Source organism: Frigoribacterium sp. Leaf8 (assembly GCF_001421165.1).
Lineage (GTDB): Bacteria > Actinomycetota > Actinomycetes > Actinomycetales > Microbacteriaceae > Frigoribacterium.
The window spans coordinates 1,421,030-1,445,250 of the sequence record NZ_LMKB01000005.1; the positions used below are offsets into that span (position 1 = coordinate 1,421,030).

The 24,221-nt window shown below is 72.4% G+C and carries 18 protein-coding genes and 2 tRNA genes; 5 read left to right on the forward strand and 15 right to left on the reverse strand.

Going from position 1 to position 24,221, the window contains the following annotated elements; all coding sequences use genetic code 11:
* The coding region (gene glgX / locus ASL10_RS11345; protein WP_200922591.1) for a glycogen debranching protein GlgX at positions 1–1,993 on the reverse strand (1,993 nt) is incomplete at its 3' end.
* A gap of 292 nt (positions 1,994–2,285) precedes the next feature.
* Between glgX and ASL10_RS11350 the strand changes: the two genes are divergently transcribed.
* The gene (locus ASL10_RS11350) at positions 2,286–3,332 is read left to right on the forward strand and encodes a hypothetical protein (RefSeq protein ID WP_056047265.1); all 1,047 of its coding nucleotides are present in this window, start codon (positions 2,286–2,288) and stop codon (positions 3,330–3,332) included.
* Between the two features lie 89 nt (positions 3,333–3,421).
* On the opposite strand, the gene ASL10_RS11355 is transcribed toward ASL10_RS11350, so the two are convergent.
* The 3 genes from ASL10_RS11355 to ASL10_RS11365 all read right to left on the reverse strand — a co-directional run bounded on the left by ASL10_RS11355 (position 3,422) and on the right by ASL10_RS11365 (position 8,861).
* Positions 3,422–5,335, reverse strand: a complete 1,914-nt coding sequence (locus tag ASL10_RS11355) for an APC family permease (protein ID WP_123571946.1) — start codon at positions 5,333–5,335, stop codon at positions 3,422–3,424.
* 197 nt (positions 5,336–5,532) lie between these two features.
* On the reverse strand, positions 5,533–6,312 hold the full coding sequence (locus tag ASL10_RS11360; RefSeq protein ID WP_056048013.1) for a response regulator: 780 nt from the start codon (positions 6,310–6,312) through the stop codon (positions 5,533–5,535).
* Positions 6,313–6,317: 5 nt separating this feature from the next.
* Positions 6,318–8,861: an ATP-binding protein gene (locus tag ASL10_RS11365; RefSeq protein ID WP_056047273.1), complete on the reverse strand. Its 2,544-nt coding sequence runs from the start codon at positions 8,859–8,861 to the stop codon at positions 6,318–6,320.
* A 302-nt stretch (positions 8,862–9,163) separates the two neighbouring features.
* Between ASL10_RS11365 and ASL10_RS11370 the strand changes: the two genes are divergently transcribed.
* Positions 9,164–9,829 carry a TetR family transcriptional regulator gene (locus ASL10_RS11370; protein ID WP_056047276.1) on the forward strand — a complete coding sequence of 222 codons (666 nt, stop codon included), beginning with the start codon at positions 9,164–9,166 and terminating at the stop codon, positions 9,827–9,829.
* 125 nt (positions 9,830–9,954) lie between these two features.
* Here ASL10_RS11370 and ASL10_RS11375 read toward each other — a convergent pair whose 3' ends face one another.
* The 7 genes from ASL10_RS11375 to ASL10_RS11405 form a co-directional block, all read right to left on the reverse strand.
* The gene (locus ASL10_RS11375) at positions 9,955–10,716 is read right to left on the reverse strand and encodes a glycosyltransferase (RefSeq protein WP_056047279.1); all 762 of its coding nucleotides are present in this window, start codon (positions 10,714–10,716) and stop codon (positions 9,955–9,957) included.
* Positions 10,713–12,125: a PIG-L family deacetylase gene (locus ASL10_RS11380; RefSeq protein ID WP_162234611.1), complete on the reverse strand. Its 1,413-nt coding sequence runs from the start codon at positions 12,123–12,125 to the stop codon at positions 10,713–10,715. Before ASL10_RS11380 ends, ASL10_RS11375 begins: the two co-directional genes overlap by 4 nt.
* Positions 12,126–12,154: 29 nt before the next feature.
* Positions 12,155–13,339 (reverse strand): acyl-CoA dehydrogenase family protein, encoded by a 1,185-nt coding sequence (locus ASL10_RS11385; RefSeq protein WP_157485411.1) that lies wholly within the window; start codon positions 13,337–13,339, stop codon positions 12,155–12,157.
* 82 nt (positions 13,340–13,421) lie between these two features.
* Entirely contained in the window at positions 13,422–13,754 is a 333-nt protein-coding gene (locus ASL10_RS11390) for a hypothetical protein (protein ID WP_157485413.1), read from the reverse strand.
* A gap of 165 nt (positions 13,755–13,919) precedes the next feature.
* Positions 13,920–14,009, reverse strand: a tRNA-Ser gene (locus ASL10_RS11395).
* Positions 14,010–14,488: 479 nt separating this feature from the next.
* On the reverse strand, positions 14,489–15,871 hold the full coding sequence (locus ASL10_RS11400) for an LCP family protein (RefSeq protein WP_056047288.1): 1,383 nt from the start codon (positions 15,869–15,871) through the stop codon (positions 14,489–14,491).
* Between the two features lie 141 nt (positions 15,872–16,012).
* A complete protein-coding gene (locus ASL10_RS11405; RefSeq protein WP_056047290.1) occupies positions 16,013–17,221 on the reverse strand; it encodes a glycoside hydrolase family 6 protein in 1,209 nt (402 codons plus the stop codon).
* A gap of 301 nt (positions 17,222–17,522) precedes the next feature.
* Here ASL10_RS11405 and ASL10_RS11410 point away from each other — a divergent pair, with 301 nt between their 5' ends.
* Positions 17,523–17,822, forward strand: a complete 300-nt coding sequence (locus ASL10_RS11410) for a hypothetical protein (protein ID WP_056047292.1) — start codon at positions 17,523–17,525, stop codon at positions 17,820–17,822.
* Positions 17,823–18,054: 232 nt separating this feature from the next.
* Here ASL10_RS11410 and ASL10_RS11415 read toward each other — a convergent pair.
* The 3 genes from ASL10_RS11415 to serS all read right to left on the reverse strand — a co-directional run bounded on the left by ASL10_RS11415 (position 18,055) and on the right by serS (position 20,377).
* Positions 18,055–18,142: transfer RNA gene (locus ASL10_RS11415), tRNA-Ser, on the reverse strand.
* Between the two features lie 118 nt (positions 18,143–18,260).
* Positions 18,261–19,115: an HAD family hydrolase gene (locus ASL10_RS11420; RefSeq protein WP_235452704.1), complete on the reverse strand. Its 855-nt coding sequence runs from the start codon at positions 19,113–19,115 to the stop codon at positions 18,261–18,263.
* The gene (serS, locus tag ASL10_RS11425; protein ID WP_056047295.1) at positions 19,112–20,377 is read right to left on the reverse strand and encodes a serine--tRNA ligase; all 1,266 of its coding nucleotides are present in this window, start codon (positions 20,375–20,377) and stop codon (positions 19,112–19,114) included. Before serS ends, ASL10_RS11420 begins: the two co-directional genes overlap by 4 nt.
* 98 nt (positions 20,378–20,475) lie before the next feature.
* Between serS and ASL10_RS11430 the strand changes: the two genes are divergently transcribed.
* On the forward strand, positions 20,476–21,501 hold the full coding sequence (locus ASL10_RS11430) for a diacylglycerol kinase family protein (protein WP_056047299.1): 1,026 nt from the start codon (positions 20,476–20,478) through the stop codon (positions 21,499–21,501).
* 51 nt (positions 21,502–21,552) lie between these two features.
* Here ASL10_RS11430 and pheA read toward each other — a convergent pair whose 3' ends face one another.
* Positions 21,553–22,506, reverse strand: coding sequence for a prephenate dehydratase (pheA, locus tag ASL10_RS11435; protein WP_056047302.1), 954 nt, complete (start codon positions 22,504–22,506; stop codon positions 21,553–21,555).
* A 69-nt stretch (positions 22,507–22,575) separates the two neighbouring features.
* On the opposite strand from pheA, the gene pgm reads away from it, so the two are divergent.
* Positions 22,576–24,195: a phosphoglucomutase (alpha-D-glucose-1,6-bisphosphate-dependent) gene (gene pgm, locus ASL10_RS11440; protein WP_056047304.1), complete on the forward strand. Its 1,620-nt coding sequence runs from the start codon at positions 22,576–22,578 to the stop codon at positions 24,193–24,195.
* Positions 24,196–24,221 lie beyond the last annotated feature (26 nt).

Below are 24,221 nucleotides of genomic sequence, written 5' to 3' on the forward strand. Positions count from 1 at the left end.
CCTCGACCTGCTGGCCGGGGTCGCTCGACGCGGCGAGCTCCCACTCGCCGTGGGGCGCGTCGGGCACGTTGAACTCGACGACCGCCGTCGAACCGTTGACGAGGTAGGCGAACGCGTCGGCGTCCTTGTGGGTCAGCACGAAGGTGATCGCCTTGTTCTCGCCCTGCTGCCAGTCACCGCTCGAGAACGAGTGGTCGTCGGCACGGCGCACCTGCACGTGGTCGTCGCTCTCGACCTCGGGCGCGTAACGGAACCAGTCGGGCCGCAGCGCCGGGTTCTCGCGACGCAGCGTGATCAGCTCGGTCGTGAAGGCGAGCAGGTCGCGGTCGGCGCGCTCCCAGTCGAACCACGAGATCTCGCTGTCCTGGCAGTAGGCGTTGTTGTTGCCGCCCTGGCTGCGGGCGATCTCGTCGCCGCCGAGGATCATCGGCACGCCCGCGCTGAGCAGCAGCGTGCCGAGGAAGTTGCGACGCTGGCGGTCGCGGTACTCGTTGACCGCGGGGTCGTCGGTCGGGCCCTCGGCGCCGCCGTTGAACGACTTGTTGTCGCTCTCGCCGTCCTGGCTGTCCTCGCCGTTCTCCTCGTTGTGCTTCTCGGCGTAGCTCGTCAGGTCGGCGAGGGTGAAGCCGTCGTGCGCGGTGACGAAGTTGACGCTCGACAGCGGCGAGCGGCGGTCACCCTCGTAGACGTCGGGGCTGCCGAGCACGCGGTCCGAGAACGTCGAGAGGACGCCGGGCTCGCCGTTCCAGAACTCGCGCACGTCGTCGCGGAACTTGCCGTTCCACTCCGACCAGTCGGCCGGGAAGCCGCCGACCTGGTAGCCGGCGGTGTCCCAGGGCTCGGCGATCATCTTGACGCTCTGCAGCACCGGGTCCTGGTGGATCAGCGTGAGGAACGCGCTGTGCTCGCTGGCCTCGCCGCCCTGACGGGTGAGCGTCGTGGCGAGGTCGAAGCGGAAGCCGTCGACGTGCATCTCGGTGACCCAGTAGCGCAGGCTGTCCATGATCAGGCCGAGCGCCGCCGGGTGGCTGACGTTCAGGCTGTTGCCGGTGCCGGTCGTGTCGAAGTAGTTGCCCTCGTCGCCCTCGACCAGTCGGTAGTAGGCGGCGTTGTCGATGCCCTTGAACGAGATCGTCGGGCCCATGTGGTTGCCCTCGGCCGTGTGGTTGTAGACGACGTCCATCCACACCTCGAGGCCGGCGGCGTGGAGGTCCTTGACCATCTGCTTGAACTCGGCGACCTGGCCGCCGGCCGTGCCCGCGGCCTTCGAGGCGTACTCGTCGTGCGGGGCGAAGAAGCCGATCGAGTTGTAGCCCCAGTAGTTGCGGAGGCCCTTCTCCTCGAGGTGGCTGTCCTGCACGAACTGGTGCGTCGGCAGCAGCTCGACGGCGGTCACGCCCAGGTCGGTGAAGTGCTTGATCGCGGCGGGGTGCCCCATGCCGGCGTAGGTGCCCCGGATGTCCTCGGGGACGTCGGGGTGCGTCTGCGTGAAGCCCTTGACGTGCACCTCGTAGACGACCGTGTCCTCCATCGGCGTGAGCGGACGCTGGTCGTCGCCCCAGTCGAAGTCGCGGTCGGCGATGACGTTGCGGGGCATGGCCGCGGCGGAGTCGGACTCGTCCATCGTCTCGGGCTCGTCCATGTCGTGCCCGAAGACGGCCTGACCCCAGTCGAACGTGCCGTCGAGGGCCGTCGCGTACGGGTCGAGCAGCAGCTTGTGCTCGTTGTGGCGGAGGCCGGCGGCCGGGTTCCAGGGGCCTGCGACACGGAGGCCGTAGCGGGAGCCGACCCGCGCCTCCTCGACCACGGCGTGGAAGACGTGGCCGGTGCGGTTCGTCAGCTCGAAGCGGCGCTCGGTGCCGCCGTCGGCCTCGTCGTCGAACAGGCAGAACCAGACGTGGTCGGCGGTCTCGGAGTACACCGCGACGTGGGCGCCGCCGTCGGGCAGGGGCGTCACGCCGAGGGGGTAGGGCAGGGAGCGGGAGTCGTTCATGCTCCCAGCAGTACAGGAGGAGCGCCGCCGGCGGCCAAGCTGAGCGCCGTACCCCGCCGAACCGTCCCGCCCGCCCCGCCCGCGCCTCCCCCGCCTGCCCGGCCCTCCCCGCCACGAACCCCGTTCACGAAGATGAACCCCGTTTCCGCGTGGTTCAACTTCGTGAACGGGGTTCATGGCCTCGTGTCGAGGACGACCACGCCTCCCCCACACGCCGGGAGGGAGCTCCCACCGCCCCCAGGCGAGGAGGCGCGGATCACGCTGGTCGGGCGCCGCCCGTCACGCTCGCCCCATGACCAGCACCGCGCCCCACCTCTGCCCGCTCGTCTTCACCTCGACCCACGGGGGCACGACACGCGAGGCGCGACGCCTGCAGCTCGAGGCGCGGCGGGGATCGCTGGTCCGCGTCCATCGGGGCACCTACGCCGCCGCCGCCGACTGGGACGACCTCGACGCGCGAGGGCGGCACGTCGTCCTGACCAGGGCGGTCACCCGAGGGCTGGACCGACGGTGCACGGTCTCCCACGACTCGGCCGCGGCCCTGTGGGGTCTGCCGCGGGTCCACGACGCCTACGCGGACGTGGTGACCGTCATCGATCCTCGGCGGACGACCACGAGGCGTTCGACCGACCTCCTGCGCCGCCCCGGCTCGGTTCAGGCGGCCGACCGCGACGAACTCCACGGAGTGTGGCTCACGAGCCTCGAGCGGACCGCCGTCGACGTGGCTCGGAGCGCCTCGTTCGGCGATGCCGTGCTGTGTGTCGACGCCGTCCTGCGCCGCCTGGTCCTGCCCGACGGACACCGGACGGGCGCTGCCGTCGAGGCCGAGTTCCTCCGCCGACGCACTCGACTCATGTCCCGACTGGGCCCGTCCTCACACCCGGGCGGACGGATGGCCCGTCGCGCCGTCGAGTTCTCGTCCGCGTGGGCCGAGAACGGAGGCGAATCCCTCCTGCGTGTCGTGCTGTTCGAACTGGGCTTGTCGTCGGTCGAGTTGCAGAAGACCTTCATCCTCGGCGACCGGTTCCTCGGACGCTGCGACGTCTTCCTCCGGACCTTCGGCGTCGCGGTCGAGTTCGACGGGCACATCAAGCTCACCGACCCCGAGATCCTCGCCGGACGGACTCCCGCGGAGGCCATCAGGCTTCGGGGACGTCGCGACCGCCGCCTCCTGCGCCATCCCGAGATCCGTCACGTGGTGCACTGCGAATACGCCGATCTGGTGTTCCCGGAGAGGCTGGTCGAACTCCTCCGGGCGGCCGACGTCCTCATCGATCCACGTCGGGTGACGCACGCTGCACGGGTCGCTCGACGGCGCTTCGTCGGGGCGTCCGGATGAACCCCGTTCACGAAGATGAACCCCGTTCAATCGGGGTTCATCTTCGCAAACGGGGTTCGCGCGCGTGCAGAAGGTTGGGGCAGGAGCGGCTAGCTGACGTGCACGTCGGGGCGGCGGCTGCGCGAGGGCTCGGCCCGGCGCAGCACCTCGCGGGTCACCGGTGCGACCTCGCCCACCCCGGTCAGGAAGAACCGCCCCATGTTGGACAGCGGGTTGCCCTCGGTCCACTCGAAGTAGATGTCGGGCACGACGCCGGTCTCGTCGCGGATCGCCAGCAGCACGCTGGCCACGGCGTTCGGCACCGCGCCGCTCGTCGTGCGCAGCACCCGGTAGCCGTGCAGCGCGTGCCCCGTCACGACGAGGTCCTCCTCGAAGTTCGACGAGTCCCCCTTGTGCACCTCGAGGAAGATGACCGGCGAGCGCTGCGGGATGCCGCTGTACTTCCGCTCGGCCGTCAGCTTCTTCTTGTAGATCTCGGCGACCTCGCGCCCCGGCTCGTGGGCGATGACGCGGATCGTGCCGTACTCGTCGGCGTCCTCGCGCACGTACGCGAGCGCGGTGTCGTCCAGGGTGACCGAGGTCGCCCGCAGCTGGAACGAGCGTTGCACGCGCGAGACGAGCGACACCGCGATGATCCCGATGATGAAGATCGCGGCGATGCGCACGCCGTCGGGACGCTCGACGACGTTGGTGATGGTCGTGTAGACGAACACGAGGGCGACGACGCCGAAGCCGATCGTGCGCTTCCGCTGGCGCGCGCGTCGTGCCGACAGCGTCACGGCCACGGAGGCGCTGGTGATCAACACGAGGACCCCCGTCGCGTAGGCCCCGCCCTGGGCGTCGACGTCTGCCTCGAACACGATGGTGATGACGAAGGCGATCACCGTGAACACCAGCACGAGGGGACGGACGGCCCGGGCCCACTGCGGCGCCATGCCGTAGCGCGGCAGGTAGCGCGGCACGAGGTTGAGCAGCCCGGCCATGGCCGACGCCCCGGCGAACCACAGGATGCAGATGGTGCTGACGTCGTACAGCGTGCCGAAGCCGTCGCCGAGGTACTGGTGAGCCAGGAACGCCAGGGCTCGGCCGTTGGCCGACCCGCCGGCCTGGAACTCGGCCTGGGGGATCAAGAGCGTGGTGACGAAGCTCGACAGGATCAGGAACGAGCTCATGATGATCGCGGCCGTGGCGAGCAGGCGACGGGCCCCGCGGATGCGTCCCACGGGTTTGGCCGGGGTGTCGGTCGGGTCGCCGGTGATCTGGGGCATGACGGCCACCCCGGTCTCGAAGCCCGACAGGCCGAGGGCCAGCTTCGGGAAGACGATCAGCGCGATGCCGACCATCACGAACGGGTTGCCGTGCTGCACGGTCAGCGCTTCCCACCAGTTGCCGATGACCACCGGATTCTCGCCGATGTGGAAGAGCGACACGGCGATGACGACGAGGTTGAGCGTCAGGAAGATCGCGACGAGCACGACCGCGATGCCGATCGCCTCGCGGAAGCCCCGCAGGAAGACGGCGGCGAGCAACGCGACCAACACGAGCGTCAGTGGCACCTCGGCCCCGTGGAACCACGACGGGGCGAACGGGTTCTCGACGGCGTGCGCCGTGGCGTCGGCCGCCGACAGGGTGATGGTGATCATGAAGTCCGTGGCGGCGAAGCCGAGCAGGACGAGGACGAACAGCTTGCCGCCCCACCAGGGCAGCAGGCGCTCGAGCATCGCGATCGAGCCCTCGCCGCGCGGGCTCTCACGGGCGACGCGGCGGTAGACGGGGAGCGCGCCGAACAGCGTCAGCAGCACCAGCACGATGGTCGCGAGGGGCGAGAGCAGCCCCGCCGCGACGGCCGCGATGGCCGGTTGGTACCCGAGGGTCGAGAAGTAGTCCACGCCGGTCAGGCACATCACCCGCCACCACGAGTGCGTCTTCTCCGGGGTCTCGGCGTGCGGACCCTGGTGCGTCCCCGCGGTCTCGGTGAGGCCGTGCAGCAGCCAGCTCCGCATCCGTCGCGTGGTCGGGTGCGAGGTCGGCGGTGCGACCCTGGCGGGTGACTCGGGCTGCGCGGACACGGGTTCCTCTCGGACGTGCGGGGCGCACCGACCGGGAGGCGGGCACGCGCCCTGCAACGTTAGGCCTCGCGCGCCTCCCGGTGGTGACGTCCAGCGTTAGGAAACCGTGAGGATCCCGACGGCGACCGCGGTCACGCCTCCTCGACGACCTCTGCCCCGGCGTCGGGCACGAAGCGGTAGCCCATCCCGAGCACCGTGACGAGGTGTCGCGGTGCGGCCGGCACGGGTTCGAGCTTCTTGCGGAGTTGCGCGAAGTAGAGCCTCAGGTAGCCGGTGTCCTTCGCGTGGAAGGGGCCCCAGACCTCGGTCAGGATGGTCTCGCGCGTGATCAGCTTGTCGGGGCTGTGCAGCAACAACTCGAGGATCTTCCACTCGGTCGGCGTCAGCCGGACGGCCGTGCCGCCGCTGCCCGCGCCGCCGCCCGCACCCGCGCCGCCGCGCGCACCCGCGCCGCCGCCCGCGCCGCCGCCCGGACGACGGACCACGGTCTTCGCCGCGAGGTCGACCTGTACGTCGCCGAACGTGACCACGGGCTGCTCGTCGTCGGTGCCCGAGGGCAACCGGCGGGTCTGCGCCCGGATGCGGGCGAGCAGCTCGTCCATCGAGAAGGGCTTCGTGACGTAGTCGTCGGCGCCCGCGTCCAACGCCTCGACCTTGTCGGCGGCGTCGGTGCGGCCCGACACGACGAGGATGGGCACGGTCGACCAGCCGCGCAGACCGGTGATCACCTCGACCCCGTCGAGATGGGGCATGCCGAGGTCGAGCATGACGAGGTCGGGGTGCCGGCTCGCCGCGAGGTCGAGCGCCTCCCGCCCGTCGGCGGCCGTGAAGACGTCGTAGCCGCGCGCGCCGAGGGTCACCTTGAGCGCCCGCAGGATCTGCGGGTCGTCGTCGGCGATCAGGATCTTCACGGCGCTCACGTGGCCGACCGTACCCGATCGGCCTCGCCTGCCCCGCCGGCCCCGGGCACCACCGGCAGCCCGACCACCATGGTCAACCCGCCGCCGGGGGTGTCGTCGAGTGCGAGCGTGCCGCCCATCGCCTCGACGAACCCCTTGCTGAGCGCCAGCCCGAGCCCGAGGCCCGTGCCGTTGTCGGTGTCGCCCAGCCGCTGGAACGCGACGAGGATCTCGTCCCGCCGTTCGACCGGGACCCCGGGTCCGCGGTCCACGACCCGCAGCTCGACCCGGTCGCCGAAGGCGCTCGTCGAGATGCGGACGCTCGCATCCGGCGGCGAGTGTCGCAGGGCGTTGTCGAGCAGGTTGACGACCACGCGCTGCAACAGCACGGCGTCGGCCCGCACGGGCGGCACCGTCGCCCGCAGCGCGAGCTCGACGTCGGCCGGCCCGAGGCCGAGCTCGTCGAGGGCGCCGAGCACGACCTCGTCGACGTCGACGTCGGCGGGCGTCACGGCGAGGGCCCCGGCCTGCACGCGGCTGACGTCGAGCAGGTCGGTGACCAGGGTCGAGAGCGAGTCGAGGCTCTCGTGGGCGGTGGACAGCAGCTCGTCCCGGTCGGAGTCGCTCCAGGCGACGTCGGTCTGCCGCAGTCCGCTGACGGCGGCCGTCGCGGCGGCCAGCGGGCGACGCAGGTCGTGACCGACGGCGGCGAGCAGGGCGCTGCGCATGCGGTCGACCTCGGCGAGCGGCGCGACCTGGCCTGCGGCCCGGCTCAGCTCGGAGTGCTCGAGGGCCGCCTCGACCTGCGCCGCGACGACGTCCAGGAGGCGCCGGTCGGCCGCCTGCAGTTCGGGTCCGGTCAGCTCGAGGGCTGCGTCGGCGCCCGCGGCGATCGACGTGGTGGTCCCGGCCGGGGACCCGGCTCCGGGACGGCCGTCGTCGGCGAGCCGCGCCTCCCCGATCTCGACCCCGCCCTGGACGACGCGCACCCGGGTCATGCCCAGGGCCTCGCGGGTGCGGCCGATCAGGGCCTGCAGGGCGTCCTGGCCGCGCAGCACGCTCCCCGCGACCGTGGCGAGCAGCTCGGTCTCGGCGAGCGCCCGGGCGGCGGCACGGCTGCGGCGTGCGGCCTGGTCGACCACGTAGCTGACGATCGCGGCGTTGAGCACGTACAGCACGAGTGCCGCCAGGTGCAGCGGCTCGGCGATGGTCAGCTGGTAGATCGGCGCGATGAAGAACAGGTCGAGCGTCACGCCCGAGAGCAGCGCCGCCAGCAGGGCCGGCCAGATGCCGCCCGTGACGGCGACCACCACGACCAGCAGCTGGAAGACCAGCACGGTGCCCGCGATGGCGTCCTCCGAGCGGTGCCCGGCCAGCAGCCCGGTGAGCAGCGGCCCGGCCACGAGGGCGAGCACGAACCCGGCGATCACGCGGCGTCGCGACAGGGCCCCGCCGAGTCGCGGCAGCACCCGGTCGCGTCCGGCCGAGGAGTGGGTGACGATGTGCACGTCGATGCGTCCCGACTCGCGGATCACCGTCGAGCCGATGCCGGGCCCGGTCAACGCCGCGGCCAGGCGCCCCCGCCGGCTGACGCCGATGACGAGCTGCGAGGCGTTGACCCCGCGGGCGAAGGCGACGAGCGCGCGGGGCACGTCCGAGCCGACGACCTGGTGGTACGTGCCGCCGAGCTTCTCGACCAGGGCCCGCTGCGCCGCCAGGGCACCCGGCGCTCCCTGCCGGAGACCGTCCTGCGCACTGACGTGCACGGCGACGAGTTCCCCTCCGGAGGACCGGGCGGCGATGCGGGCGCCCCGCCTGATCAGCGTCTCGCCCTCGGGGCCGCCGGTCAGGGCGACGACGACGCGCTCCCGGGCCTCCCAGGTGCTGTCGATGCCGTGCTCGTCGCGGTACGCCTTCAGCGCGCTGTCCACCTCGTCGGCCAGCCAGAGCAGCGCCAGCTCGCGGAGGGCCGTCAGGTTGCCGAGGCGGAAGAAGTTCGAGAGCGCCGCGTCGACCCGGTCGGCCGGGTAGACGACGCCCTCGGCCAGTCGGTCCCGGAGGGCCTGAGGGGCGAGGTCGACGAGCTCCACCTGGTCGGCCGCCCGCAGCACGGCGTCGGGCACCGTCTCGCGCTGCGTCGCCCCGGTGATGCGCTCGACCACGTCGGTGAGCGAGTCGACGTGCTGGACGTTGACGGTCGAGACGACGTCGATGCCGGCGACGAGCAGGGCCTCGACGTCCTGCCACCGCTTCTCGTGGGTGGAGCCGGGGGCGTTCGTGTGGGCGAGCTCGTCGACCAGCGCGAGCTGCGGTGCCCGCGCGAGCACCGCCTCCAGGTCGAGTTCGTCCAGCGCGACGCCGCGGTGGACGACCGCCCGGCGGGGCACGACCTCGAGGTCGCCGACCAGCGCCGAGGTCGCGCGCCGCCCGTGCGTCTCGACGACGGCCACGACGACGTCGACCCCTTCGGATCGCAACCGTGCCCCTTCTTCGAGCATCGTGTACGTCTTGCCCACGCCGGGCGCCGCCCCCAGCACCACCCGCAACCGCCCTCGCTTCATGGGCTCAGCCTGTCACCCCTGCGGACCCGAGCGTGCCGGACGGGGACCACCCGCCGGGCACACGGGAACGCCCCGTGACCACGGGGGCCACGAGGCGTATGTCTCGAGGGGACCTGGCCCCCTCCGTGGTTCAGCTGGAGGGTCGCACCCGACGCGACCCTGCGCGATCTCACAGGGGGTTGTGTGCCTGGTGCCTCTCGAGGCCGTCCGACCCGAATCGGACTCTTGCAGGATACGCGATCCGGAGGCTCCGTTGCCCATTGGGCATGGAAATTCTCAGGAAGCCCCGGCACGATGGTCCGATGCAGCAGACTCCGGCGCGTGGGGACCTCACCCGATTCGGCACGGAAGCGGTCGGCGGGCGCGACGAGAAGCGTCGGGCGACGAGCCGTGGGCTCGCCGACGCGGCCTTCCGACTGGCGACCGAGAAGGGCTTCGACGGCTTCGTCGTCGAGGACGTCACCGCTCTGGCCGGTTACTCGAGGCGCACCTTCGCGAACCACTACTCGTGCAAGGAGGACGCCGTGGCCTCGGTGCTCCTGAACAAGGCGGGCGCGGCGGTCGACGCCTCCGACCTGTCGATGCTCGCGTCCTTCCAGGGCACCGACATCGACCTGCTCGAGCTGCTGCTGCTGTCGGCCGTCGACGCCCAGCTCGTGGACTACATGATCAGCCTCCGCCACCTGCTGCGGACGCACGAACCCCTGCTGCCCTACGTGCTCGCGGTCGGCGTCCCCATGACCGAACGCGTCGGCGACGTGATCGGCCTGGCCGTCGGCCCCTCGCGGGACGACCTGACCACGTCCTTGCTGATCCACTCGACCTGGGGTGCCGTCATCGCCGTGCTGCGCGGCGTCTACGACCCCTGGGTCGACACGACCACCGACGACGAACGCGTCGACGCCCTCCGCGCCTACTGGGCGACGACGTTCGAGCGCTTCCGCACGGGCTTCGGGCCCGTCGCCTGAGCCGGTCCGCACCGCACCGCACGGCACCGCGTTTCGTGCTAGGCACCGGGTAGAGACGTGGCGCCGTGCACGAAACGCGGTGCGACACGCTGGGCTCGGGACGAGGAGGCGCGGCGCCGGCCTCGTCAGGCCAGCAGGTCCACGGCGAGGTAGCCGGCGTAGCCGCCCGACGTGCGTCCGTCGCGCCGTCCCGAGGTCAGCACCTCGCCGACGTCCGAGGCGACGAGCGTCGCGCCCGCGTCACGCAGCCGGTCGACGAGGACGTTGTCCTCGTGCAGGTCGACGGGTGCGAACCCGCCGACGGACCGGTACGACGACGCCCGCACCCCCAGGTTGGCGCCGTGCACGTGGCCGTTCGGCCGCCCGGGCGTGTGCCGGGCCGTCCAGGCCGCGATCTGCCGCGGCGAGAGGTCGGCGAAGTCCGGGCGCACGGTCCCGATCACGACGTCGGCGCCCGAGGCGGCCCGGTCGAGCTGGTCGTCGATCCAGCCCGGCGGCACGACCGAGTCGGCGTCGGTGCAGGCGAGCCACACCGCGTCGAGCGGCAGGTCGTCCAAGGGCGCGCCGAGCTCGTCCAGGGCGACGTCGACGCCGACGGCCCGTGCGACGCCGACCCCGCGGGCCTCGATCTCGACGACGGTCACGCGGGCGTGCGCACGAGCGGCAGCCACCGTCCCGTCGGTGCAGGCGTCGGCCACGAGGACGACGACGACCCGCACCTCCGGATGGGTCCTGGCCGTGTGCCGCCGCGCGACGTCGACGCCGTCGAGGGCGCGCGAGACGAGTTCCTCCTCGTCGTGCGCGGGGACGACGACCGCGACGGCCCGCACGGGGCGGGCCGGGGTCGGGGCCGGGGGCGGGGTCGATCGGGCGGGCGCGTCGCTCATCGCAGGCCCGTCCGCTGGGCGACCGACCGGGGGTCGCGCGAGAAGACGTCGAGCACGAAGTCGCCCTCGACGTGGTGCGAGACCCGGTGGAGGCGCGGGTCGGCGCCCAGCCGGGCGTGGACGTCGTCCGCGCCCTGCCGGAAGTCCCCCTCGGGCTGGGTCCAGTGGCAGGCCACGACGTCGCCGTCGTCGGCCAGACCGTCGACGATCGAGTCCACCAGCCGCCCGAACGCCTCCGGGGCCAGGTAGTAGCCGACCTCGCTGAGCACGACGAGGTCGAAGGTGCCCGACGGGTAGTCCGCGGCGGCGTCGGCCTGCTCGACCGTGACGTGGGGCAGGTTCGCGAGCCGCTCGCGGGCGGCCTGCACGGCGACCGACGACACGTCGAGGGCCAGCAGGCGGTCCGCCGCGGGGGCCAGGTCGCCCGTCAGCACGCCGATCGAGCAGCCCACCTCGAGCACGCGACCGTAGCGCTCACGGGGCAGCGACGCCACGGTGAGGGCGCGCTTGCGGCGCTCGTACCAGCGCGTCGTGACCCGCCACGGGTCGGCGCGGCGGGCGTGCGTCCGGTCGAACGTCGCCTCGGTCGCCGGGACCGACGCCGCGGCGCCCGCGCCCTGGCCGTCCGCGTCCTGGCCGCCCGCGTCTTGACCGCCCGCGTCCCGACCGTCCGCCTCCGACCCGGCCACGACGAAGACCTCGCGCCCGCGGGTGAAGTGCCGCTCGAACACCGGGTGCAGCACGGGTGCGTCCTCGGGCGCGGTCGAGAGGGGTCGGCGCTGCGAGACGTACGCCGCGAGGGCCGAGCGCTTCGCGGCGTCGGCGACGGCGTCCAGGGGCGACAGCCGCAGCGACGGCCAGGGCACGTCGGGGTGGTCGGGCGAACCCCAGTGCCACAGCCAGATCGGGTACTCGAGCACCGTCGTGCCGGCCTGGTCCGCCTCGGCTGCCAGCTCGGCGGCGATCTCGCCGAGCACGCGGTGGTCCCGGTGCCCGTCGCCGCGCCAGGGCGCGACGAGCAGGCCGCCGGGCCCGGGCAGCAGGGGACGCAGCCGCTCGGTGATCTCGGCACGGGCCTCGCGGACCGTCCCGTCGGCGATGCTCCAGTGCACCAGCTCGACGTCGTGACCCAGCAGGTCCACCGCGACCCGCGCCTCCTCGGCCCGCGTCGCGACGAGATCCTCGGCGCTCGTGGTCGAGCCGGGGTGCGAGGCCGCGCCGTCGGTCACCACGACGACCGTGACCGGGATGCCGTGGGCGGCCGCGTGGGCGATGAGCCCGCCGGCGCCGAGGGTCTCGTCGTCGGGGTGGGCGGCCAGCACGACCACGCGCGACGCGCTGGTCGGGACGACGGCGCCGTCGAGCGGCGGCAGGTCGAGGAGGCGCGGGTCGGCCTCCCAGGTCTCCACCGGGGTCCCCGGCGCGCGACCGTCGAAGCTCACCACGTGGGACGTCCGTCGGCCACGGCCCGGCGCAGGACCGTCTGGCCGAGCGACGCGTCGTCGCGTTCGCCGTGGTGCTGGCGGAGGTAGAGCTCGAGGTCGGCGACGCGCTTGGCGTGGGCCGCGTCGGTCGCGAGCGGGGCCGGGCCGAGGGCACGGGACGCCCGCGCGAGCACCTCGTCGCAGGCGTGGGCGACGGTCCCGCGGACGCGCTTGGCCAGCAGCCGCCCGGCGTCACCGGTCGCCTCACCGGCGTCGACGAGGTCGGCGGCCTCGACCAGAGCCCGGCGGGCGTCGGCCAGTCGCGTGTCGACGAGGCCGAGGGCCTGCAGGAGGTGCGGGTCGGCAGGGCGCTCCGGCGTGCGCGACGAGGCGGTCACCGCCGCGGCCAGCAGCGTGCGGGCCACGCCGACCGCGCCGCCGTACCAGCACGCCGCGACGCCGATCCCGCCCCACGAGAAGCCGGGACGCTCGAGGTACCACCCGGGAGCGCCGACCTCGCGTGCCTCGACGTCGTCGAAGTCGACCGGGCCGGAGGGGATCTCGACGAGGCCCCTGGCGTGCCAGGCGTCCGCCGTCACGGTCACGCCCGCCTGACGGAGGTCGACCGAGAACAGGCGACGCTCGTCGCCGACCCAGGCGGTGACGAGCGCGCCGTCGAGGGTGCCCGCCAGGGAGCACCAGGGCTTCGTGCCGGCCAGCGACCACGGACCCGACCCGTCCGGGCCCCGGGTCGCCGTCAGACGGACGCCGGGCCCCTCGGCGGCGAACACGCCCCAGGTGAACGGGTCGGCGGTCCGAGCGCGCGGGGGGACGGAGGAGCGGTCGCCGTCGTCCTCGTCGGACAGGGTCTCGATCGCGGTCGCGGCGCCGACCTCGGCGTGCTGGTCGAGGATGGCGAGGGCGTCGAGGTGCGGTTCGGCCGCTCGGGCCGCACCGAGATCGTGCGCGGCGAGCGTCGCCAGGGCCTGCCAGAGGTCGGCCGTCGAGCCCAGTCCGGGCAGGGCCCCGTGTCGACCGAGCTCGACGGCGAGGTCGAGTGCGTCGCCCACCGAGGGCGCCTGACGGGATCGCAGCCCCTCGACGACGAGAGCGGTGGCCGTCCCGACGACCGGACCCGCGCCTCCCAGGGTGACCGGCTCGATCGGGTCGGTCGAGCGCGCGGGCGCGGAGGGACTCATGGTCTCGACGCTAGTCGGTCGTCCGATCGAGCGTGGGGGTTGACAACGGGGTGGACGACAGGCGTCGGGCAGTGCGGGAGGGTCAGAACTCGTCGCTGTCGAGCGGGATGCGCTCGGCCGCTTCGGCGGTCTGGGGCTCGATTCCGCGGAGGCGGCCGATGCGCCCCTCGATGTCGTCGACCAGGGCGCCGTCGTCGATCTCCGCCTCGTCGGTCTGCTCTTCGGAGACCAGCATCTGACTGGCGGGACCGAGCAGCACCTGGAACCGCTGGTGCACCCCGCCACGATCCATGCCGGGCAGGTCGACCATGTCGGACTTGTTCTGCATGGCCAGCGCTCGCGCGTACTCGACGACGGCCGCCGCGATCGCGTCGCCGGTGACCAGGTACTCGTCGGTGTAGTGGATGCGTTTCACCCGTGGTTCTCCCTGCAGTCGAGACGACTCGTCGTCACCGATCACGCTACGCGCGACGGGGCGGGAAGGCCCCGTGCCGGGCGACGTCGGTGGGCCCTCGAGCGGGCAGAAGAAAAGCCACCCCGGAACATCTCTGGCGAGAGAGAGAACCGACGTGGCTTTCCGCGGAGCCGGTGGGATTTGAACCCACGGTTCCCACAAAGGGAACTCCACCTTAGCAGGGTGGTGCACTAGGCCGAACTATGCGACGGCTCCATGCGGCTCGCGAGCGAACGCGCAGGGACAAGCATAGCGGCCCGGAGGCCAGATGCCGAACCGGGGCCCGGGGCCGGTCGGACGTCCGGCCGGGACGGGCGTGGACAGAACCACCCGTGCCCCACCCGCTCTGGGGGGCGTGATCGGCTTGTCGGCATTTGTGCCGACACATAGAGTACCCCTGACGCCGACGACGGCCGAGGGGCCGGGGCCCGACAGCACGGGCCCGTTCACCCTTGCCGAACACGGCCCCCGACGGTCGCCGCGTCACGTGCCCCACCATCGAGCGCCGCACCCGAACGGCTGCGCCCGAGGGGCTCGCCGCCGGCACCGACGCCGGCCTCCACACCCCCCACGGTGCCGCACCCCTGATCCCGGCATCGCGGGGTTCTCATGCGTGCCGGTTCGGGCCGCCGCTTGAGGTCACCGGTCGTCCCGGCGAGCTGGTTACTCGCCGGGGCGACTTCTCGGCGGAGCGCCTAGTTCGAGCCGAACGCCACCGAGCAGGTCTGGTCGGCCGCCGTCTGGCCGGTGAGGCCCTCGATGACCTCGGTCGTCGGAGGCGTGGTCGACGCCCCCGAGCCCGGGTCGGTGGGTGCCGCCGTGTCGGCCGGAGCAGCGGTCTGGGCCGGAGCAGCCGTCTCGACCGGAGCGGCCGGGGCCTGGGTCGCCGCCCCACCGTCACCCGTGGCGGTGTTCTCGGAGCCGATGCCGGTGCTGCCCTCGGGGATCGAGAACGGGACGTCGTTCGCGATCGCGTCGAAGAGCTGGGTCGCCACGGCCTCGTCGGGCTGCACCTTGTTCTCGTAGACGCCCGAGCCTCCGGTCGTGCCGGGGTACTGGACGAAGTTGACGGCGTCGAGCGGCAGGTCCCGGAGCGCGAGACCGATCTGCACCATGGTGTCGATCTTGGTCAGCTGGTCGGACAGGGTCATGTTGCTCGCCGCGGCGCGGGCCAACGAGTAGAGCTTCGTGGGGTTGCTGAGGGTGTCGGCGCTCTTCACCGTCCGCAGCAGCGACGAGAGGTAGACCTGCTGGCTGCTGATGCGGCCGAGGTCGGACCCGTCGCCCACGCCGTGGCGGGTGCGGAGGAAGGCCAGGGCGTCGGCACCCGAGAGCACGGTCTCGCCGGCCGGGATGTCGAGACCCGTGTAGCGGTCCTTGATGGGCGTCGCGGCACACACGGGGACGCCGCCGATGGCGTTCGACATCTCGATGACGCCGTTGAACGAGATCATGCCCGCGAAGGGGATGTCGAGACCGGTCAGGCTCGAGACGGTCGAGGCGACGCAGCTCAGCCCGCCGTACGAGTAGGCCTCGTTGATGGGTCGGGCCGACATCGCCGAGTAGTACCCCGAGCCGTCCTCCTTCGCGCACGACGGGATCGGCACGACCATGTCGCGGGGGATGCTGACGGCGGTCGCGTTGGTGTGGTCGGCCGACACGTGGAGCAGGATGTTGACGTCGTTCAGGGTCGCGTCCCGCTCGCCGAACGCCCCCTGGTCCTGGCTGGCGTCGTTGTCGGTCCCGACGACGAGGATGTTGAAGCCGCCTTCGTACTCGCTGATCGACGGGGGCGCGGGCTTGGTGGTCTCGCCCTGGGCCGCCTGCAGCTCGACCCCGTCACCGAGGTCGCTGCGCACCTGGTACGCCGCGATGGCGCCGACCGAGGCTCCGCTCACGAGCAGGACGGCCACCGAGGCGGCCACCACCTTCGTGACGGCCCGCACCGCGCCTCCGCTCTTGAGCCGGCCGTGTCGGGCGACTCCCGTCGTCGCGGGGGCGGAACGGCGTCCGGAGGCGGTCGCCTCGGGTCGGGCAGCTCGTCGGCCACGGCCGGATCGGTCGCGAAGGTCGCTCACGCGGTGTCCTCTCGGTCATCGAGGGCGACCCTCGCTCGCGCGGCCTCGGGATCGTTCGAGGATCGAGCGGGCAGAAGGGCACCGTTCGGTGTACGGGCAGATGGAGATACTACCCAGGCGGTCCTGGGCCGCTGCCGGGACTCAGCCGGTCGCACGGTTCGCGACGAGCTGGACGGCGTACGAGGCGTGCCACTTGCCGGCGGCCGGTCCCCCGTTGCACTCGCCGTCGCTCGCTCCCGGCGTCTTGATCCAGAGCAGGGCGTCGAGCTTCGTCGTGCCGGTCTGCACCGAGGGCACGACCCCCAGGCCGGCCCCGGGCGCGTTGCACCACGTGCCCTTCCAGCCGCGACCGTTGCGCGACGTGTCGATCACGTACCGTGCGCCTCCCGTCGCCTGCGACACCTTCTCGGCGTAGACGCGCTCGGATTCGACCGGGTAGTAGTTCGACACGTTGGTCGCGAAGCCGCGGGCACGGTCGACACCGGCCGCCTTGAGGCGCGCGGCCATGGTCTGCGGCGGCACCCAGTTCGAGTTGCCGGCGTCGAGGTAGGCGGGGACGCCCGCGTCCGCCAGGGTCGCGACCGCGGAGGCGATGGTGGCCTCCCGCCCGCTCGTCTGCTCGGGGCAGTTGCTGATGAGCGTGAGGGCGTCGGGCTCGACGACCACGACGACCCGGTGGCCCGCCAGCCGCGAGGCGACGAGGGAGTTCCAGCGCAGGTACGCCGCGTTGTCGGCCGATCCACCCGCCGAGTGGCTGCCACAGTCGCGGTTGGGGATGTTGTACGTGACGAACAGGGGGGTCGCGCCGACCTTCTCGGCGGCGGCGACGGTGCCGTCGATCTTCTTCACGAGCTGGGCGTCGGTCAGCCAGCTGCCGAGCCAGGTCGCCACCGGCTGCTTGGAGATCGTGCGGGCCGCCGCGGCCTCGGCGGTCCGGCCCTCGGACGTCAGCGCGGTCGCGGCGCGCGCCGCCTCACCGGCGGGGTCGACGTACAGACCGCCCCGGAACAGCGTCGTGGTGGGCGTGGTGCGGATGGTCTGCGAGACCGCGGCGGGCGTCGTCACCGTGGGGACCGACGGGACCGACGTCGAGGCCGGGTCGGGCGACACGGGCGACCCGGTCGACCCGCGCTCCCCGCGCGAGGTGAAGGCGGCGATGGCTCGCTCGGCCGACTTGGACGACCGTGCGGGCGGGCTCGACGCCGTGGTCGGCGAGGCCGTGACCGAGGTCGACGAGGGGGCGACGGGGGCCGCGTGCGCTCGCGCAGGAGCGACCGCGAGGCCGGCCGTCAGGGCGACGGCGACGCCGAGGACGACGGCGGCGCGGGTCGTCGGGGTCATGTGGGTCATGGCGGGGGTCCTGGTGTCGAGGGGCCCGGGCGGTGTTCGGCCCACCCGGGGTGCCGACCGGTGCGGGACCGCAACGGGGGGCTCGATCAGTGCAACACGGGGGTGCCTCGGCGTTCAGTCCCTGTTCGGGGGGACGGAGCGTTCCACTTCGGGGGCCACGGGGGTCGGAGAGGGCCTCTGGCGGGTTTCCGGGCACGGCATCCGAGGCAATCGTCACGGCGGCCCTCGCGGCGGCCGACCTGGGAGACTGGACGGGCGGTCGCGGACGCTCCCGCGCGCGCACCAGGCCCGGGAGGACCACATGAACGGCGAGACCAACCGAGACGCGTGGCGGGACTCCGTCGAGACCTGGCTCAAGGGCGACGAGCGCAACGACGTCTTCGACGGCTACCTCGACTGGTACCGCGCGCCGGTGATGGCCGACACCGACGACTGGACCCGCGACTTCTTCGTGCTGCCGGCCGTCGGTTCGGACGTGCTGCACAAGCACGCGGGCTTCGTCGACGGCGACGCCGCCGTCTCGGTCGACGACACCACCTGGCGCGACCTCAGCACCCTGATCGGCGAGGCCTTCGCGACCTACGCCGCCGCCAAGGCCTAGGAGGCGCGGGTCGCGTCATCTGCGGAACGCGCGACCCGACTGGCGGAGGGCGTGGGATTCGAACCCCGCGGCGCGCCAGCGACGCGTCCGCCCGGTCGGCGCCCTCCAGGGCGCGGTGCGGAACGCGTAACCCGACCGGCGGAGGGCGTGGGATTCGAACCCCGCGGCGCGCCAGCGACGCGTCCGCCCGGTCGGCGCCCCCCAGGGCGCGGTGCGGAACGCGTAACCCGTCTGGCGGAGGGCGTGGGATTCGAACCCACGAGACATCTCTGCCCACTTGTTTTCAAGACAAGCTCCATCGGCCGCTCGGACAGCCCTCCCGGTGGCCGGACGAGCTACGCCGCCACGATGTGATCACTGCGCCACTTTCAACCGTGGCGTCGTGTTCATGTCGTGGCGGGATGCACGCATCGGGCAACCGGGGCCGAGTCTACCGGCTCAGAGCGTCGCGAGCACCTCGGCGAGCCCGTCGTCCAGGTCGCTCGACGTCTGCTCGCTGGCCACCGCGGCGACGTCGTCGGGCGCCTGGCCCATGGCCACCCCGCGTCCCTCGGCCGCGGCCCAGCGCAGCATGTCGATGTCGTTGCGTCCGTCGCCCGCGGCCAGGACCTGCGACCGCGGCACGTCGAGCCACTGCCGCACGCGCTCGAGGGCGGTCGCCTTCGTGACGCCGTCCGGGGCGATGTCGAGCCAGGCCGTCCAGCCGACGTTGTAGTTCACGTGCTGGAGGCCCATGCGCTCGACGGCCGTGAGGAAGTCCTCGGTGTCGTGGTCGGGCGAGACGACGACCACGCGGGTCGCCGGCCGGCCGACGAGGTCGTCGAACTCGACCTTCTCGGCGTTCAGTGCCGCCGCCGCCGCGGGGAACGACCCGCAGTACCGCAGCAGCCCCTCTTGGTCTTCGACGGCGTACCCGGCCCCCGCGTCGGCCAGGGCCTCGCGGATCGTCGACAGCACCTGGGTCGGGTCGAACTCCTCGACGTGCACGCGGCGGTACCCCGTCGGGGCCGACTCGTCACGGCCCAGGGTGATCGCACCGTTCGCGCAGACGACGTAGTCCGAGACGAGACCGAGACGCTCCATGACGGGCAGCGTCATCGACACCGAGCGTCCGGTCGCGATCATGACCTGGTGGCCCTGGTCGTGGAGGCGCGTGATCTCGCCGAGGACGGCCTCGGAGATGGAGCCGTCCTCGGGCATGATCGTGCCGTCGACGTCGAGCGCGACCAGCCAGCGGTCGGCGGCGGCCACGGGCTCGTCGCCGGGCCGGGGTGCGGCGGCGGCCTGGCTCACGCGACCGGCTCGATGACCTCGAGGCCACCGAGGTAGCCGCGCAGCGCCTCGGGCACGACCACCGAGCCGTCGGCCTGCTGGTGCGTCTCGAGGATCGCGACGAGCCACCGCGTGGTCGCGAGGGTGCCGTTGAGCGTCGCGACGGGAGCCGTCTTGCCGCTCTCGGTGCGGTAGCGGGTGTCGAGGCGGCGGGCCTGGAAGGTGGTGCAGTTCGACGTGCTGCTCAGCTCGCGGTAGGTGCCCTGCGTCGGCACCCAGGCCTCGATGTCGAACTTGCGTGCGGCGCTCGAACCGAGGTCGCCGGCGGCGACGTCGATGACGCGGTAGGTGAGGCCGAGGGCCTGCAGCATGCTCTCCTGGAACCCGACGAGGGCGTCGTGCTCGGCCTCTGCCTGGTCGGGGTGCACGTAGCTGAACATCTCGAGCTTGTTGAACTGGTGCACGCGGAGGATGCCCCGGTTGTCCTTGCCGGCGGCCCCGGCCTCACGGCGGTAGCAGGTCGACCAGCCGGCGTAGCGGATCGGGCCCGCCTCGACGTCAAGGATCTCGTCGGAGTGGTACCCGGCGAGCGCGACCTCGCTCGTGCCGGTCAGGTAGAGGTCGTCGGCGGGCAGGTGGTAGACCTCGTCGGCGTGGGAGCCCAGGAACCCGGTGCCGGCCATGACCTCGGGTCGCACCAGCGTCGGGGTGATCAGCGGCGTGAAGTCGTTCTTCAGGGCGAGGTCGAGGGCCATGTTCATCAGGCCGAGCTCGAGGCGCGCACCGATGCCGCGCAGGAAGTAGAAGCGCGAGCCCGAGACCTTGGTGCCGCGCTTGATGTCGATCGCGCCGAGCTTCTCGCCGAGGTCGGCGTGGTCGAGGGCTTCGAAGTCGAAGGAGGGGCGGGTGCCGTGCTCACGGAGCGTCACGAAGTTCTCTTCGCCGCCCGAGGGCACGCCGTCGATGATCAGGTTGCCGATGCCGCGCGCGGCCGCGTCGAAGACCGCATCGGCCTCGTTCGAAGCGGCCTGCGCCTCCTTCACGCGGGCGGCGAGCTGCTGCGCCTGCGCGACCAGGGCCTTCTTCTCGTCTTTCGGCGCCTTGGCGACGGTCTTGCCGAAGGCGTTCTGCTCGGCGCGCAGGTCTTCGAAGGCGGCGATCGCCGCGCGGCGGGCCTGGTCGGCCGCCACCGCATCGTCGACCAGCGACTCGGAGTCGCCCCGGGCCCGCTGGCTCTGCTTGACGAGGTCGGGGGATTCACGAAGCAACTGGGGATCGATCACCCGCCCATCCTAGGCAACGGCACCCGCGCGGCCGACGTTCTGCACAGAGCCTTCGCCTTCCCGTTACCTCACGGGGGTGCGTCCAATACGCTCGCCCCATGACCGCCACCTCCCCCTCCCCCGCCGAGCACGCCTCGGCATCCGAGCCCGAGACGGCTCGCCAGACCGCCGCGGTCGTCTACAACCCGATCAAGGTCGACCTCGACGCCATCAAGACGGCCGTCGGGCGCCACGAGTTCTCGAACGGCTGGGCCCCCACGACGTTCTACGAGACCAGCAAGGAAGACCCGGGCGGCGAGGTGACGAAGAAGGCCCTCGCCGAGGGCGTCGACATGGTGATCGCCGCGGGGGGCGACGGCACGGTGCGTGCCGTGGCCGAGGCCCTGCAGGGCACCGACGCGTCCCTCGCCCTGCTGCCCTCGGGCACGGGCAACCTGTTGGCCCGCAACCTCGAGCTCTCGCTCGACAACCTCGACGACTCGATCGCGACGGCGTTCAGCGGTCGCGACCGTGACATCGACCTCGGCGTCGTCGACGTCGAGCGTGAGGACGGCTCGCGCGAGACCAAGGCGTTCGTCGTCATGGCCGGCGTCGGCCTCGACGCGAAGATGCTCGCGAACACCAACGACGAGCTGAAGAAGCGCGTCGGGTGGCTCGCCTACGTCGACGCCATCGCCCGCGCGCTCCGCGACGACAACAAGATCGACGTCCGGTACGAGCTCGACGACCAGGGCCGCAAGTCGATGCGCGCCCACACGATCATCGTCGGCAACTGCGGCCTGCTGCCCGCCAACATCATGCTGCTGCCCGACGCGGCGATCGACGACGGCATCTTCGACATCGTCGCCCTGCGCCCCGAGGGCTTCTTCGGCTGGGTGCAGATCTGGGTCAAGATCGTGTGGGAGAACGGCGTCATGCGCCGCACCCAGGTCGGCCGCCGCATCCTCGCCGCCAACAGCCGCGAGGTGCGCACCCTGCGCTACAACAAGGGCAAGAAGCTCGTGGTCCGCCTCGACTCCCCCCAGGACTTCGAGATCGACGGCGACTCCGTCGGCAAGGTCGTCGCCCTGCGTGCGGTCGTCGACCCGGGCGGCCTGACCGTCCGCGTGCCGGCCGACGCCTGATCGGCACGGGCGGCCGGCCGAGCGAGGCCGGTCGTCAGCGCAGGCCGCTGATCAGCGCAGGCCGCTAATCAGCCCGCGCAGCCAGTCGCGGGCGTCGACGAAGGCCTCGTCGTCGTACCGCGGCGAGACCTCGGCCGGGGCGCCGTCGGCACGAGGGTACGACCCGAGGAACATCACGCTCGGGCTGAAGCGCTTCAGCCCGAGCAGGGCGTCGGCCACGCGTTCGTCGAGCACGTGCCCCTCGAGGTCGATGACGAACCGGTAGCGCCCGAGGGCGTCGCCGATCGGCCGCGACTGGATGAGGCTGAGGTTGATGCCGCGGGTCGCGAACTGCTCGAGCATGTCGACCAGGGCCCCCGAGCCGTCGGCCGGCAGCTCGACGATCAGGCTGGTCTTGTCGGCACCGGTCGCGGGCGGCACGGGCACCGTCCGGCTGACCAGCACGAAGCGCGTGACGGCCTGGTCGTTGTCGCCGATCTCGCGGGCGAGCACCTCGAGGTCGTGGTGGTCGGTGATGCCGGGAGGCGCGACCGCGGCGTCCGCGGAGCCCCCGGCGCCGCCCGGCTCGAGCAGCGAGGCGGCGGCGGCCACGTTCGACGAGGCCGGCAGGTGACCGTGGCCGGGCAGGTTGCGTTCGAGCCAGCGGTGGGTCTGCGCGTAGGCGACCGGGTGCGCGTTGACGACCCGCACCTCCTCGATGCGGGTGCCCGGCCGGGCGACGAGCACGAAGTTGACGCGCACCAGGTACTCGCCGACGATGCGGAGGCCCGGCACGGTGGCGAGGGCGTCCTGCGTCGCACTGACCCCGCCCTCGACGCTGTTCTCGATCGCGATCATCGCGGCCGTGCTGACGCCCGAGACGACGTCGGCCAGGGCCTCGCCGACGTTGTTGACGCTCTTCCAGGTGGCACCGACGGCCTCGGGCACCTGCTTGAGCGCCGCCTCGGTGAACGTGCCCGCGGGCCCGAGGTAGCTGTAGGTCGTCGAGGAGGCGCGGGTCGGCATGACGAGGAGCCTACTGAGAGCCGCCCGGGCACCGCGACGAAGGTCGGCGGCGGGTGCCAGGATGTCCCCATGACCGACCGTGCCGGAACCCCCGCAGAAGCCAGCGACCTGATCGACCCCGAAGAGGTCACGGCCGCGTACTACGAACTCGTCCCCGACGTCGGCGAGGTCGAGCAGAAGGTCGTCTTCGGCACCTCGGGCCACCGCGGGTCCTCGCTCGACGCCGCCTTCAACGAGACCCACATCGCGGCCATCACGCAGGCGATCGTCGAGTACCGCGCGGGCCAGGGCATCACCGGCCCGCTGTTCATCGGGCGCGACACGCACATCCTGAGCGGCCCCGCCGAGCGGACCGCGGTCGAGGTGCTCACCGGCAACGACGTGAAGGTGCTGGCCGACGCCGAGGGCGGCTACGTGCCGACGCCCGCGCTCAGCCACGCGATCCTGGTCTACAACAACGACCCCGCGAACACCGACAAGGCCGACGGCATCGTCGTCACCCCCAGCCACAACCCGCCCCGCGACGGCGGCTTCAAGTACAACCCGCCCCACGGCGGGCCGGCCGACAGCGACGCCACGAACTGGATCGCGAACCGCGCCAACGAGATCATCGCCGCCGGCAACGTCGACGTGAAGCGCGGCGTCGGCACGCCCGGCCGCCACGACTTCCTCCGCGGCTACGTGGGCGACCTCGTCAACATCATCGACATCGACGCCATCAAGAAGGCCGGCGTGAAGATCGGCGCCGACCCGCTCGGTGGCGCGAGCGTCGAGTACTGGGGCGCGATCCGCGACGTCTACGGCCTCGACCTCACCGTCACGAACCCGGGCGTCGACCCCACCTGGCGCTTCATGACGCTCGACTGGGACGGCAAGATCCGCATGGACCCGTCGAGCCCCTCGGCGATGGCCAGCGTCGTGCGCCGCAAGGACGAGTTCGACGTCCTGACCGGCAACGACGCCGACGCCGACCGGCACGGCATCGTCACGCCCGACGGCGGCCTGATGAACCCGAACCACTACCTCGCGGTCGCCATCGACTACCTCTACACGCACCGCCCCGAGTGGCGCGACGACGCGGCCATCGGCAAGACCCTCGTCTCGTCGAGCATCATCGACAAGGTCGCCGAGTCGCACGGTCGTCGCCTGTGGGAGGTCCCGGTCGGGTTCAAGTGGTTCGTCCCCGGGCTGGTGGACGGCTCGGTCGCCTTCGGTGGCGAAGAGAGCGCCGGCGCGTCCTTCCTGCGCAAGGACGGCACCGTCTGGACGACCGACAAGGACGGCATCCTGCTCGCCCTGCTCGCGAGCGAGATCATCGCCGTCACCGGCAAGACCCCCTCGCAGCTCTACGCCGAACTGGTCGAGAAGTACGGCGACCCGGTCTACCAGCGGGTCGACGCGGCGGCGACGAAAGAGCAGAAGACCCGTCTGGGCAAGCTCGACGGCGACGCCATCGAGGCGACCGAGCTCGCGGGCGACCGCATCACGGCCAAGCTCAGCAAGGCTCCGGGCAACGACGCGGCCGTCGGCGGCGTCAAGGTCGTCACCGACAAGGCCTGGTTCGCGGCCCGCCCGAGCGGCACCGAGGACGTCTACAAGATCTACGCCGAGTCGTTCGAGGGCCCCGAGCACCTCGCCCGCGTCCAGGCCGAGGCGAAGACCATCGTCGACGCCGCGCTCGGCGCCTGACCCGCGCCTCCCGCACCGCCCGACGG

What these genes read in the sequence shown, in the direction of transcription:
- ASL10_RS11350 (WP_056047265.1), top strand. Translation starts at nt 2,286, where the DNA reads ATGACCAGCACCGCGCCCCACCTCTGCCCGCTCGTCTTCACCTCGACC.
- ASL10_RS11355 (WP_123571946.1), bottom strand. Translation starts at nt 5,335, where the DNA reads ATGCGGAGCTGGCTGCTGCACGGCCTCACCGAGACCGCGGGGACGCAC.
- ASL10_RS11365 (WP_056047273.1), bottom strand. Translation starts at nt 8,861, where the DNA reads ATGAAGCGAGGGCGGTTGCGGGTGGTGCTGGGGGCGGCGCCCGGCGTG.
- ASL10_RS11370 (WP_056047276.1), top strand. Translation starts at nt 9,164, where the DNA reads ATGCAGCAGACTCCGGCGCGTGGGGACCTCACCCGATTCGGCACGGAA.
- ASL10_RS11375 (WP_056047279.1), bottom strand. Translation starts at nt 10,716, where the DNA reads ATGAGCGACGCGCCCGCCCGATCGACCCCGCCCCCGGCCCCGACCCCG.
- ASL10_RS11385 (WP_157485411.1), bottom strand. Translation starts at nt 13,339, where the DNA reads ATGAGTCCCTCCGCGCCCGCGCGCTCGACCGACCCGATCGAGCCGGTC.
- ASL10_RS11405 (WP_056047290.1), bottom strand. Translation starts at nt 17,221, where the DNA reads ATGACCCACATGACCCCGACGACCCGCGCCGCCGTCGTCCTCGGCGTC.
- ASL10_RS11410 (WP_056047292.1), top strand. Translation starts at nt 17,523, where the DNA reads ATGAACGGCGAGACCAACCGAGACGCGTGGCGGGACTCCGTCGAGACC.
- ASL10_RS11430 (WP_056047299.1), top strand. Translation starts at nt 20,476, where the DNA reads ATGACCGCCACCTCCCCCTCCCCCGCCGAGCACGCCTCGGCATCCGAG.
- pheA (WP_056047302.1), bottom strand. Translation starts at nt 22,506, where the DNA reads ATGCCGACCCGCGCCTCCTCGACGACCTACAGCTACCTCGGGCCCGCG.
- pgm (WP_056047304.1), top strand. Translation starts at nt 22,576, where the DNA reads ATGACCGACCGTGCCGGAACCCCCGCAGAAGCCAGCGACCTGATCGAC.